Annotated in this window: 10 protein-coding genes and 1 pseudogene; 4 read left to right on the plus strand and 7 right to left on the minus strand. The window is 30.4% G+C overall.

The window, feature by feature from the left end:
- Positions 1–4 precede the first annotated feature (4 nt).
- From PZA12_RS19570 to PZA12_RS19590, 5 genes are all read right to left on the minus strand, one after another.
- Positions 5–1,534, minus strand: a complete 1,530-nt coding sequence (locus PZA12_RS19570) for an ATP-binding protein (RefSeq protein ID WP_078114712.1) — start codon at positions 1,532–1,534, stop codon at positions 5–7.
- Positions 1,535–1,694: 160 nt separating this feature from the next.
- Positions 1,695–4,589 carry a methyl-accepting chemotaxis protein gene (locus PZA12_RS19575; RefSeq protein WP_078114711.1) on the minus strand — a complete coding sequence of 965 codons (2,895 nt, stop codon included), beginning with the start codon at positions 4,587–4,589 and terminating at the stop codon, positions 1,695–1,697.
- 84 nt (positions 4,590–4,673) lie between these two features.
- Positions 4,674–5,177: a chemotaxis protein CheW gene (locus PZA12_RS19580; RefSeq protein ID WP_077838774.1), complete on the minus strand. Its 504-nt coding sequence runs from the start codon at positions 5,175–5,177 to the stop codon at positions 4,674–4,676.
- A 23-nt stretch (positions 5,178–5,200) separates the two neighbouring features.
- On the minus strand, positions 5,201–7,264 hold the full coding sequence (locus PZA12_RS19585; protein ID WP_078114709.1) for a chemotaxis protein CheA: 2,064 nt from the start codon (positions 7,262–7,264) through the stop codon (positions 5,201–5,203).
- Between the two features lie 24 nt (positions 7,265–7,288).
- Positions 7,289–7,642, minus strand: coding sequence for a response regulator (locus tag PZA12_RS19590; RefSeq protein ID WP_065418691.1), 354 nt, complete (start codon positions 7,640–7,642; stop codon positions 7,289–7,291).
- Positions 7,643–7,816: 174 nt separating this feature from the next.
- On the opposite strand from PZA12_RS19590, the gene PZA12_RS19595 reads away from it, so the two are divergent.
- Entirely contained in the window at positions 7,817–9,250 is a 1,434-nt protein-coding gene (locus PZA12_RS19595; RefSeq protein WP_168983577.1) for a DDE-type integrase/transposase/recombinase, read from the plus strand.
- Between the two features lie 776 nt (positions 9,251–10,026).
- On the opposite strand, the gene PZA12_RS19600 is transcribed toward PZA12_RS19595, so the two are convergent.
- Positions 10,027–10,812, minus strand: coding sequence for a Cof-type HAD-IIB family hydrolase (locus tag PZA12_RS19600; protein WP_078114708.1), 786 nt, complete (start codon positions 10,810–10,812; stop codon positions 10,027–10,029).
- Positions 10,813–11,000: 188 nt separating this feature from the next.
- Between PZA12_RS19600 and PZA12_RS19605 the strand changes: the two genes are divergently transcribed.
- From PZA12_RS19605 to PZA12_RS19615, 3 genes and pseudogenes are all read left to right on the plus strand, one after another.
- Positions 11,001–11,966 (plus strand): glycoside hydrolase family 3 protein, encoded by a 966-nt coding sequence (locus PZA12_RS19605; protein ID WP_242984849.1) that lies wholly within the window; start codon positions 11,001–11,003, stop codon positions 11,964–11,966.
- A gap of 27 nt (positions 11,967–11,993) precedes the next feature.
- Positions 11,994–12,581 (plus strand): annotated as a pseudogene (locus PZA12_RS19610) (glycoside hydrolase family 3 protein); the annotation flags it as partial.
- A gap of 33 nt (positions 12,582–12,614) precedes the next feature.
- Complete coding sequence (locus tag PZA12_RS19615; RefSeq protein ID WP_245160054.1) at positions 12,615–13,265, plus strand: fibronectin type III-like domain-contianing protein; 651 nt, start codon at positions 12,615–12,617, stop codon at positions 13,263–13,265.
- A gap of 151 nt (positions 13,266–13,416) precedes the next feature.
- Here the strand turns inward: PZA12_RS19615 and PZA12_RS19620 are convergent, their stop codons facing one another.
- Positions 13,417–14,181 (minus strand): N-acetylmuramoyl-L-alanine amidase, encoded by a 765-nt coding sequence (locus PZA12_RS19620; RefSeq protein WP_078114706.1) that lies wholly within the window; start codon positions 14,179–14,181, stop codon positions 13,417–13,419.
- Between the last annotated feature and the right edge of the window lie 83 nt (positions 14,182–14,264).

A 14,264-nucleotide genomic window follows, 5' to 3' on the forward strand; every position in this document is an offset into this window, starting at 1 on the left:
AAACTTATAAACTATTTATAATTTTCTCGTAGTTATTTTTAATTCCCAACTCATCTTTCTTTCTTGCCGCAAGTTCAATTTTAAATGCTAAAATCTTAATATTATTCAAACTGTTTTCTTCACAATATTCTTTTATTTCATGAGCTATATTTTCAATCTTAATGTAATCTTCTAGCGTTTTTTCTTCAATAAAATATCTCTCCATGCTATATAACCATTTTAATAACGTCTCCTTAATCTCTTTATCAACTATAATAAAACTATTACTATATGTAGTATTTCTTAAGAATAGTTGAATGGTGCTTTTTGCCTCTAAGTCGATGTTCTTTAGAGTCCTTTCTAAAATTTCTTTAAGTTTATTTATATCTATTGGTTTTGAAATATAGTCATCCATGCCTTGTGATAAAAATCTTTCTCGATCTCCCTTCAAAGCATAGGCTGTCATCGCTACAATAGGAATATGCCCTCCTGTTTTTATTTCATTTTTTCTAATTATCCTAACAGTTTCACTTCCATCTAATTCAGGCAATTGTACATCCATTAGAATTAAATCAAATCTGTAATTTTCAATAAATTTCAAAGCTTCAACTCCATTTGATGCAACCTTTATATTAATATATCCCAGCTCTTTCAAAACTTTTTTAATCACTATCTGATTGATCTTATCATCTTCTACTACGAGAATTTTTTCACTCTTAGAATTTTCATCATTTATTTTTTGATGATCTAATTCTCCAATATCCTCCATCGCCTTTTCTAATTTAATGGCAAAGTAAAATTTACTTCCAACTCCTTTTTCACTCTCTACTTCTATATTCCCACCCATTAATTCTACAAGTTTTTTGGAGATAGAAAGTCCAAGTCCCGTTCCTCCATATTTTCTTGTTATAGATCCATCAACCTGACTAAAACTCTTAAAAAGGTGTTGCATCTCATTTCTGCTAATTCCAATCCCTACATCTTCGACCACAAACTGAATTTCATATTCATTTTTACTTTTGTTTATCTTTCTTACTTTTATAATTACAAATCCAGATTCTGTGAATTTTACAGCATTAGAAACTAAATTGTTTAATACTTGCTCAAGCCTATATACATCTCCAACTAAAACTTGCGGAATATTCTCATCAATCGTATAGTGAAGTTGTATATACTTTTCATTAGCCTTTGGCAAGTTAGTATATATTACATTTTTAATAAGAACTTGTATATTAAAATTCACATTCTCAATCAAGACTTTCTCTGCTTCAATTTTTGACAAATCTAAAATATTATTTATTAGTGATAATAACGAGTGAGCACAACTTTTTACAATACTCAGATTTTCTTTCTGCTCTTCTGTAAGATTAGTTGAAAGCGTCAAATCTGTCATACCTATTATTCCATTCAATGGAGTTCTTATTTCGTGACTCATATTTGCTAGAAACTCACTTTTAGCTCTATTGGCTGCCTCTGCTGCTTCTTTAAGTTTGAAAAGTTCCTCTTTTGTCAGTGCTCGGTCAAACTTATACACATTTTCTCTTTCATTCCCCACAATATTCCCCAACCTTTCCCTTTAGATATATTAACTCCTGTTAATACTATCCTTATTTTAGAGGAATAGACCGCTTATCTTATCTCATTCTATATAATTAAGGTAGGAAGCAAAACAAAAATTTCTCTTAATTTTCTCTTCCTACCTTTATCTTTGTAGATTAGTATTTACCAAATTCACTATCACTTAGTTTTATTCTTTTTTTATTTGAAGTAACTGCCACTTCTTTATCTTGCGAGTTGTCTCCCATATCATACGATTGTCTCAATATATAGTTCTTACTATTTTTGCTTACTCTTCCTCTCGAGCTATCATTTTTAAGTTTAAAACTAGAAACTAAATCTTTAAGCAGTTCTGATTGACTTGAAAGTTCCTCACTAGCCGCTGCACTTTCTTCCGCTGTTGCTGAGTTTGTTTGTACAACTTGTGATACTTGCTCTATTCCTAAATTTACTTGTGATATTCCAGTAGCCTGTTCATCTGAAGACGCTGCTATTTCTGATACGAGAGTCGCTGCTTTAGATACCCCATCAACTATTTCATATAAAGCTTTTGCTGTGTTATTAGCAATTTCAGTTCCATTTTCCGATTTCTTTATAGACCCTTCAATAAGTGCTGTTGTTTCTTTCGCTGCATTTGCACTCCTAGCTGCTAGATTCCTAACTTCTTCAGCAACTACTGCAAAGCCTTTTCCATGTTGTCCTGCCCTTGCGGCCTCAACTGCTGCATTTAGCGCAAGTATATTGGTCTGAAATGCTATTTCATCTATTACTTTTATAATCTTTGAAATATTGGCTGAAGATTCATTTATTTCACTCATAGATTTAAGCATTTCATTCATATGCCTACTTCCTTGTTCTGCATTTACTTTTACTTCAAGAGCTAACTCCTTAGCCTGATTCGCATTAAAAGCATTTTCCTTAGTTTGTGCTGCAATTTCGGTTATTGACGATGTCAATTGTTCTATCGCACTTGCTTGCTCTGTAGCTCCCTGTGATAATAACTGACTACCGTCTGAAACCTGGCTCGCACCTGTATAAACTTGTTCTGACACATTATTTATTTCACTAAGAACTGAATTTAATGAGTCTATTATTGTATTTAGAGAAGCTGATATGCTATTAAAATTACCATGAAACTCTTTTACATTTTCAATATTGAGATTACCTTGTGAAATTTGTCCTATTATATCAGAAATCTCTCCAACAACACGTTTTAATCCATCTTCGGTCTCATTAACAGCTTTAGCTAAAATTCCAAACTCCCCTTTATAATTTTCACTTACTGGAACATCAAGGTTCCCTTTAGATATTTCACTCATAACACTCGTAACTTCCTTAATTGGTTCTACCATAGCTCCAATCAGTTGATTTATACCCTCTACAACCTGTTTAAAGTCTCCACTGTGTTTTGTTTCATCTGCTCTTATATCCAATTTCCCTTCTACCGCAGCATTTGATAGCATTTTAGCATCGAATATAAGATTATCTATCGCACTCTTAACATCTTTTAAACTATTGGATATTCCTTCAAATTGTCTGCTAACTTCATCAGTAAATTGATCTGCTTCTTTAATTTTTAAGTCAAAATTAGTATTTCCACATGCCAAAAGCTTTAGATTTCCCTCAAGTCTCTTAACTTCACCCTTTGTATAATCGCTTACCCTAATAATAGGTGTTAAATCAGTTACGACTTCCACATATCCTACATTCTCACCATTTTTATTCTTTAAATAAGACGTATCTTGCTTATTGCTCATGCCACACCATTCAAAGAAACTTTCTGATTTTCCCTTATGAAGCTGTTTTATACCACATTTTTCAGTATTACATATATTAGCCCCTGCATGACTACACGCCAACCCGTAACCAGATTTTCGATCTCTAATGACACCTTGATTAATCATTAAATTTTCAAATGACTTGTTCATATACGTCCAATTCATATCATTGTCTGTAACATGAATTGGGAAAGGTATAGCATCTATAATAGCCTCATACCAAACAGCCTTATCTACTACAGTATCTAAAGTTCCATTTACTCCATCTATTACTTTTCTGAAATCTCCTTCATGTTTTCCTGAATCGGCTCTTGTTTCAAACTTTCCTTCTATTGCCGAATTTGATAACATATTTACATCTGTCACCAGCATTCTTACATTCTCTACTACCTTATTTAATGCAGGAGATATTTCATCTTTTTCATCTTTCGCAACTATATTAATATCCATGTTACCTTTAGCTATTTTATTCATAGCCCCTATAACATCATTCTGTAATGTGTTAGAAAACGAGTCCATAACTTTAGCCATTTGTCCTATTTCATCGTTAGTTGATATGTCTACTCGTTCACCAAGATGCCCTTTACTCATTTCCCCAAGAATAGTTAATACCTTATTTATTGGCCTACTAATTAATCCTGATATTATTATTCCAGATACTAATGCAATAACTATTCCTATAGAAATCACTACAAGCATTATAATAATTGCACTACTCGCAGCTTTTGAATTAGTGTCAGCCTTCACTTTACCTTCTGCCTCTTTTAGCTCAATAAGTTTGGTAGCCGAATTATCAATATTACTAGAGAATATGCCTGCATCACCATTCATGATACCTACAGCCTCCGTATCCTTATTTTGTACCGCCAAATCAATAAATTTATTTCTAAGTGGTCTGTATTTATCCATATTTACTTTTAAATTATTATATTCATTAACTAATTCCTGATCTTTAAGGGTGAGCTTAAGAGATTCCATAGCTTTATCTATTTCTTCATCATTTTTAGATATTATGTTCTTACTTTCATTATTTTTATATGTATCAGTTTCAATTAACAAAGTTCTACACAATACTTTATTTTTTTGTAAATTTACTTGTATAGTACTGGCAAAACTAATAGCTTTTGTGTTGTCTTCGTATAGATCACTATCTAATTTACTGATTTTTTGTAAATTAAAAATCCCCACCGATCCTACAATTCCCATTAATATAACAATTCCTAAAAACGCCGTTAAAATTTTACCCCTTATCTTTAAATTCAAAAACCACTTCATATTCTTTACCTCTCATCTTCTTTAAATTTTATCTGCACGTAATTTAATTTAAACTTAATACAATCCTATATTTTTTTGTAATTATTAAACTTCTCCTTTATTTAATTCTTCTATTTCATCATCTTCTAAAAGCCTATTACAATCTATAAGAAGTCTTACTTCATTCTGAATCTTTCCAATACCCTTTATATAACTATTTGAATTATATCTCTCCAAATTTACCTTTGGAGGAGGAGAAATATTACTTTCATCAATATTTGCAACCTCTATAACTTTATCTATTATCAAACCAATATCTATATTTTCAATTTCAACTACAATAATGCATGTCCTATCATCATATTCTTTCTCCTCTTTTTTCAATTTAATCCTAACATCCATTACTGGTATTATTTTTCCTCTTAGGTTTATTACACCTTTAATATACTTAGGTAATTCAGGCACCTCTGTTATCGGCTCGACTCCTATTATTTCTATTACATATTTAATATCAATTCCATAGCACTCTTGGCCAATCGAAAAAATCAGGTATTTGTCCTTTTGAGTATCTTCTTGGTTTTCAATTGTTACATCTAGTAAATCTGACATTCTAATCCTCCCATAACGCAATTTTATAAGTTAACAATTTCAGATATATCTAATATTAAGCTTATAGTTGCATCTCCTAGTAATGAACAACCACTTATTGCTTTAACCTTTTTTATATATTCTGGAAGTGCCTTAATAACAACTTGTTGCTCTCCAATAAGTTCATCTGCGAAAATACATTTTGCTTTACCTTGATCTTCAACCATAATTACAATACCATCTTCTATATTTACTACATTAGTTTTTATATTATAGAACTCATGAAGCTTTAGTATAGAATAACATTCTCCTCTTATTAATATCATTTCATTATTATCTATATCTCTTATAATATCTTCCTTTTTGATAATAAATGATTGCCTTATTGAAGTAACAGGAATAGTAAAAGCTGATTTTCCTACCTTTATTGTCATACCATCAATGATCGCAAGAGTTAATGGAATTTTTATAGAAGTTGTTGTTTCTTCACCAGGTATACTATCAACTGTTACAATCCCCCTAATTTTTTCAATCTCCTTTGTAACCACATCCATTCCAACTCCACGTCCTGAGAATTCTGTAACGTTTTCCTTAGTTGAAAATCCAGGTAGAAAAATCATTGAATATATATCTCTATCAGTCAAATCGTTTTCCTTTACTTTTAGTAGTCCATTATCTTTTGCCTTTTTTAATATCTTATCTTTATTAAGGCCTTTACCATTATCTTTTATGATAATCCAAACTTCTCCACCAGTGTTTTTAGCCTCAATAGTTATTTTTCCAATTGAAGGTTTCCCATTTGCTAGCCTCTCTTCTTTGGTTTCTATTCCATGGTCCATTGAATTTCTTACTATATGCATTAATGGATCACCTATATGTTCAATTATATTTTTATCTACTTCTGTCTCTTGTCCTATTATTTCAAGCTCCACTTCCTTATTCAACTTTTTACACATATCCCTAACTATTCTATTCATTTTGGTTAATGTAGGAGCAAGTGACACCATTCTTATTGACATAACAACATCTTGAAGATCAGAAAGTCTTTTTCTATGCTGCCTCGCTGCCTTATTAAAACTATCCAATTGCAATTCAGATATTTCTGGATTCTTAGTTACCATTGCTTCTGAAATAACTAACTCCCCCACTAAATCCATTAATTTGTCTAATTTTTTCACATCTACGCTAATTAAACTTTGTTTATACGATAAGCTTTTAGAAGCCACTTTCTCACTGCCATTTGTATCATTAACTATATTATTAATTGATTTGATAATATCTTCTTGTGGCTTTTCATTCTTTTCACTAAATTGCTCACTGAATTCAATTTCGCTATAAAATTTATTTATATCAACATTATTCAAAAAAGCATTTTCCATCAAAAGTGTTCTAATATCCTCAATACTTTGATTTGTCTTGAAAAATATTTTAAATCCCTGCTTCTTTATAATTTCACACGTATCATTATTTTCAATAATATCCTCAGGATAATAATATGAAACTTCAGAAATTTCTTTAAGCTGATGCACAACAGTAAAGCATCTTATATTCTCCATATCACATTCTTCATCAAAAAATAAAGTAGCACTAAATAAATTAAGGTTCGAATTTACCCTATCAGTGCTTAAGTAATATTTTTGTTCCACATCTTCCTCACTTACTAATTCATCAGACCCGCCATTTCCTGAATCTTCTGAATTTTCATCGCATGTTTTAAGGAGTTTTAAAAACCCCTTAACTTTTTCTATAAATAAAGTAAAATCTCCATCTGCTTCTTTATCATTATTTATTTTTTCTGTTTCTATTTTTATTAAATCGCTTCCTTCTAAAACTAAATCTGTAAGCTTTGAATAATCTATTTTCTCAGGCTTTGATTCTCTAATAAAATAGAATAAATCTTCTATAGTATGAGAAAGATTAGAAATGTTATCAAACATCATCATCCCAGAAGAACCTTTGATTGTGTGCATTATTCTAAATATTTCGTTTATAGCTTCTGTTTCTAGTCTCTCATTCTTTTCACTGTCAATAATGAGTTGCTGAAGTTGTTCTATCATATCCAACGTTTCAAATATAAACATTTCTAGCATCGGTTCTCTAGTATCCATGCTTGTCCTCCTTAGTAAACACTTTTAAAACTTGCTTAATGCTTTAACAAGATAATCTTCTTTAAATGGTTTTACTACGAAACCTTTAGCACCTTGAATTACAGCTTCCCTAATTTTTGTTTCTTGCCCCATAGCACTTAACATAATTACTTTAGCCTTTGAATCAAATTTCATTATTTCAGTTAATGCCTCAATGCCATCCATATCAGGCATCGTAATATCCATTGTTACAATTTCAGGGTTTAGCATTTTATACATTTCAACAGCTTTACGGCCATTTTCTGCTTCCCCAACAACTTCATAACCATTTTTTTCAAGCATTGTTTTTAAAGATAACCTCATAAATGCAGCATCATCAACTACAAGTATTCTTTTCATAAATAATACCCTCCCGTTTCATCAGGTACTGTCAAAGTTTTTTATCTAACTAAGGCAGCAACCCTTTAATTTTTCTTATTTTTTATATAAATAACTTGCCACCCCCAAAAAGTTAAGATATTTTATACTTGCAAAACAAAAACACTGAACTAAAAAAGGAGGCAAGCTATTACCATGATTAATAAGTTTCTTCTTGAAACTGTAATTTATCTTATTGAAATTATAAAGTATCTCATGACTTTGCTGGTTGGCAAAAACTTGCTTAAAAGCATTTCGGACGAACCTGTTAAGAAAGAATACCGAAAGCTTCAAGTAGATGATCAACCAATCTTTGATGTTCCCGAAAAACTTAACTATAAGCTTCTAATAGCTGAATATGAGTTTAAGCACGGCAAAGAATTTGCTCCTGTGAAACCTCGCAAAAACAAAGCGTTAGCTCCTAAGGATGTTATCTGTCCTAAGTGTGGTGCTCCACATACCTATCTTTACGATAATAACGGAGGCCGAGGACAATATCTTTGCAAAGTCTGTGATACCACATTCAATCCTAAAAATTACTATCAGAAATCCATAGTGTTAAGATGTCCTCACTGCAGTAAAACACTTGAAAGAATCAAGGCGCGTAAGGATTTCTACGTTTATAAGTGTAAGAATGATAATTGCTCTTTTTACCAAAATAATCTTAAATCAATGACAAAATCTGAAAAACAAGATTTTAAGAAGAATCCTGGTAAGTTCAAAGTTAGATACATATTTAGAGATTTCACTTTTGACTTTAAGCCACTTTCTAAAGAAAGTCCGGTAAAATCAAAGGTTTCTCTTCCAAACATTATGATTTCTTCTTACACCTTAGGACTCATTCTAACTTACTACGTTAACTACGGTTTATCTTCCAGAAAGACAGCTGCATTGCTTAAAGATATTCATGATATTAAAATATCTCATCAAGCAATTTTAAACTATGTTAATGCCGTTTCAATTGTAGTTAAGCCATTTATAGATAACTACGATTATAAACTTTCTGACTCTTTCTGCGGCGATGAAACCTACATAAAAGTTAACGGTAAGTGGAACTATATTTTCTTCTTTTTTGATGCTGTTAAAAAGATTATTCTATCTTACAGAGTATCACCACATAGAGATACCGAAACGGCTGTAAAAGCCATCGATGATGTTCTAAGTAAGTTAAAAGAAATACCTGAAGATCTTAATCTTATAACTGATGGTAACCCTATATATCTTCTTGCACAGCACTTCTTTGCAAGCCATAGTATAAAATTCGATGTTACTCAAGTTATAGGCTTAACCAATAAAGATGAAGTTTCAAAAGAATATAGGCCATTGAAGCAAATTATTGAACGTCTTAACCGAACCTTTAAAGGCAATTATAGAGCTACTACTGGCTTCGGAAGTCCTAACGGGTCGGTTGCATTTGTAACTATGTTTGTGGCATACTTTAACTTTCTAAGACCACATTCTGCCCTTGAAGGCAAAACTCCTGTAATCCTTGAAGAGTTAGAGTCAATGTCCAACATGCCTACTAGATGGTGCAAATTTATTGAACTATCTCAAGACTTTGTTCTAAATAACTGTACAATAACTGCCTAATGATCTAAAGCAGTTGGTGAAACGCACCCTTGACACGCCCACAAAGATAAATGGTAAAATATCTCAATAGGCGGGTCTATTAGTCATGTTCAAAATTATCATTCACCCGTCCTTAACTGCCTAAGACCATTTATCTTTAGGTGTGTCAAGGGCAACTAGCAAACATAATTTAACATTAAATGGTAGTTGGATTGATTTTTCATATATTTTTTACACTACCTTTCATCATAACTTTATTAAGATAATAATATTTCAATCTATATTACTACATAATCCTTCCAATCTATTTAAATAATAGCCCTTTATAAATTATATTAAAAATAATTGCAAGCATATTTTATTTGCAAACGTTTATAGGTGAAATACTTGCATAAATTGGTTGTATTATGTAAACAACTATCTGATTATAATTTAAATGATTTATCTTTAAAAGTCAATGCTTGTATTATTCTGTCTGTTTGTTCTAAAAATTAAGTATATTTGTATATTCTTACTATACCTATGTTTCATATTTACAATATTTTTTTAGCATAATATTACTTTTTATCAAATTAAACATAAAGTGTGAAATAAGCCAGTATAAATAATAAAACAACTATCCAATTGCTCTCTAATTGGATAGTTGTTTATATTAGTCTTATAACTCTCAACTAATTTTACTTATATTTTAATTCTAAATAAATTTATATACATTGAAAAATATATAATTTATATTAGCACTGCTAAAATTACTAGTGACACGATTTCAACATCTTATTCAATTAGTAATTATCCTGCTATATTAATTTAAACTGTTTTAATCCTTTATAAATACCATCATTCTCAATATTATCTGTTTTATATTTTACAATATCAAGAATCTCAGGACTACTGTTTCCCATTGCAACTCCATATTTAACATATTTCAACATATCTATATCATTTAAACTATCACCAAATGCATATGTATTTTCAATATTAATTTCTAAACGCTTTATAATCTCCTCTATTCCCTTTACCTTAGAAAATCCTTTTGGTACTAATTCAATAAATTCTGAACTATGGCATATGCAGTCAAAATCCTTTTCTATTATTGAATATGCTTCTTTAAAATTACTATTCTCATATGTTCTACATGTAATTTTATTGAAACTATGTTCATTTCCTGTTATTGGCTTTATTTTTTCCCTATATTTATTTTTAAACATCATTATTGAAGATCTTTTATCATCTATAAATTCATCTTCATCCATATATAAATAATCTTGCCCTTCTAGAATACAAAATACTTTATTATTTTTTAAAACACTTATTGCATTATCAGCTATTTGCTTTTCCAAATCTATGTTATAAACTACGTTTCCATCATATTCTACATAACAACCACAAGATGCGAGTATTCCATCAAACCCAATATCAATTAGATCTTGTGAAATCATTGCTCTTGCCCTTCCAGTTGATATAAAAGCAAGATGACCATTCTCCCTTAACTGCCTAATACCTTCTATTGCGCTCTTTGGAACACCAACTTCACGATTATATAGTGTTCCATCTATATCGAAAAAAACTGCCTTCTTTTCCATTCTTACCTCCTTAAAAAACAATTACATTCACAACTATATCATACATTAATAACAAAAGAAGTAAAAGGTAATATATATTATTTACTTTAAATATATAATAATGAGAGCTAAATTTTCCTTAAAATATGTTGCAATTTAATTTCAAATGTATAAATTAATACTATTAAGAAAGATAAGGTGGTATCTGAGTGGATATAAAGAAATTAATAAATGAAATGACCTTAGAAGAAAAAGCATCTCTCTGTTCCGGAAAAAACCTTTGGGAAACTAAAGAAATTGGAAGATTCGGAATTCCTTCAATAACTTTTGCGAATGGTCCCTATGGATTATCAAAAAAAAACTGTGATTCTTATGATCCTGTTCCAGCTACATGTTTTCCTACGCCTACTGCCTTGGCCGCAACTTGGGATGTTAATCTTGCTTATTCTGTCGGAAAAGCTATTGGTGAAGAATGCTTAGCTGAAAATGTTAATATTCTCTTTGGTCCTGCTGTAAATATTCAACGTTCTCCATTAAGTGGAAGAAATTTTCAATATTTTTCAGAAGATCCAGTTCTAAGTGGTGAAATGGGTGCAGCTTTTATAAATGGAATCCAAAGTGAAGGTATCGGAGCATGTGTTAAATATTACATTGGAAATAACCAGGAATCACATAGACAAAATATTAATAACATAATTGATGAACAAACTTTAAATGAAATTTATTTATCAAACTTTGAACGGGTAATAAAAAATTCTAATCCCTTCGCTGTAATGGTTGCTTACAATAAAATAAATGGAATACCTTGTACCGAAAATGACTATTTGTTAATTGATATTTTAAGAAATAAATGGAATTTTAACGGATTAGTTTTATCAGACTTATATGCAGTAAATTCAATAATAAATTCATTACAGGCTGGATTAGACTTAGAATTTCCAAACTCACCTAATAATACAAAACAAATTATAGAAGCTGTACTTAGTGGCACTTTAGATTCATCAATCCTTGATAATGCTATTGAAGATATATTAAATACTATATCTAAAGTTATTAAACCTGTGAAAGAATGTGAATGCAATATTTATGACAAAGAAAAACATAATGATTTAGCAAGAGAAGTTGCTGAAGATAGCATTGTCCTTTTGAAAAATAAACGTAATCTTTTACCTTAAAAAAAAGATAGGTTAAAAAATAGGAAATTAGCTATAATTGGAGAATATGCAAAAGAAACAAGATGTCAGGGTGATGGTAATTCTAATGTCATACCTATAATGTCTGAAAATGCCTATGATGAGATAATAAAACTCGTCGGAAGTTCAGTCAAAATATATTATGAAAAAGGTTATAATATCTCTAAAAATTCAGAAGATGATAATAATACACTTCTTGCAGAGGCAAGAAAAACTGCACGTACCGCAGATATAGTTATATTATTTGTAGGAACTCCAGAATATTATGATAAAGAATATACTGACAAGGTAAATCTAGATCTCCCCACTGATCAAGTGAAATTAATTAAGGAAATAGGTAAAGTCCAGAAAAATTTAATTGTAGTACTTAGCAATGGATCTCCAGTTACTATATCATCTTGGGCCAAATATGCTGATTCTATTTTAGAAACATGGCTTCCAGGACAAGCAAGTGGAGGTGCTCTTGCAGAAATCCTATTTGGCATCGCTAATCCATCTGGTAAATTACCAACTACTTTCCCTATACAATTGTCAGACACTCCAACATATTTAGATTATATAGATTCCGAAAATAATTTACAGTATAAAGAAGGGCTTTTTGTAGGCTATAGATATTATGATAAAAAAAATATGAATGTTGAATTTCCTTTTGGATTCGGATTGTCCTATACTACTTTTAAATATAGCAGCTTAACTCTTGATAAAGATATATTAACTGATAATGATACATTAGAAATTAAACTTAAAGTAAAAAATACTGGAAAATATTTTGGTAAAGAAATTGTGCAGTTATATATAAAAAATGCTGATAGTAACATTTTAAGACCTGAAAAAGAATTAAAAGCCTTTACAAAAGTATCTCTTTTTCCAGATGAAGAAAAACAGGTGAGTTTTTTAATTGATACAAAAGATTTTTCTCACTATGATATAAACACAAATAACTGGGTAATTGAAAGCGGTCCTTATGAAATTTTAATTGGTAAATCTTCTAGAGATATTCCTTTATCTAAAAACATTTATGTTCAGTCACCATATCTACCTAAAACTAATTATACTAGAGATACACTCGCACAAGAGTTTCTCATTAATCCAAAAACTAAGGCAATTGTAGAACCTTTATTAAGCAGCGCCGCTCAATCAATAACTTCTGATACAAATGCGCAAGAAAAACTTATAAATTACTTTAAAAACATTCCTATAGGAAGATTCACTACATTAAGTAATGGAACATTCACCGAAAAAATGCTGAATGATCTTTTATATTCTGCAAATGAAGCTTAATTATAGAATATCTTCATTTATAATTCAAAATAAAATTACAACAATATATCTAAAAACTATATATTAGTGTATTCACATTAAAAAGAACATGTTTCATATAAGTATTTATCAACTTAGTACCAAAACATGTTCTTTATTTTCATTATTATATTTATATAACAGTTTTTATAGATTCAGCAATGTTTTCTGCTAATTTTTGCTGACTCACTGGGTTCGAGCACCTTTTCGCCTCTTCCTCGTTAGTTATAAATCCTGCTTCCACAATTATTGATGGCATATTTGTGCTTTTTATAAATAGTCTACTATCCTTTGCACCTCTATCATTAAAATTAAAATTCTTAACAATATTTTTATCAATAACTGTTGCTACGTTCTTACTTATCGTTAACTTGTTAGGAGATACCCCACCTTTAAAATTTTGACTTTGCTCTGCCGAACTATAATAAACTTCTACCCCTTTTGCGTCTGGAGCATCCTTTACAGCATTATGGTGTATACTTACAAATAAACTTGCATTTGCTGCATTGGCAATTGTAATTCTATCTTTAAGACTCTGATTGGTCCCTATCGTTTGTACTTCTTTAGGATATCTAGTCATTACAACATTATATCCTCTTTTCTCTAATTCCGTTTTTAACTTAGATGCAACCTGCATATTTAAATCTACTTCTTTATACGTTATGCCTTTAATTGTAGATACAGCTCCTAGATCACCACCGTAGTTATGACCTGGATCAACCACTATTGTCTTTTTCTTTTTATCAAGGTTAGCTATAGCGGTCATTGCCTGGTTGCTTAAAGTGCTTTGTGTTAATGTTGATGCTTGTACACGTATTGCCGGAGCCAAACTTGACACTATTGCAAAACCAAGTACGAAAGTAACTAATTTCACCTTAAAATTATCCAACTTTCTCATCCCCCTCCATAGTAAATATTACCAGAATAGTTTACATAATTAAAGAATAATTTGAAAATTTTAGCTTTAATCTATTAGAAAGA

Source organism: Clostridium beijerinckii (assembly GCF_036699995.1).
GTDB classification, from domain to species: Bacteria; Bacillota; Clostridia; order Clostridiales; family Clostridiaceae; genus Clostridium; species Clostridium helianthi.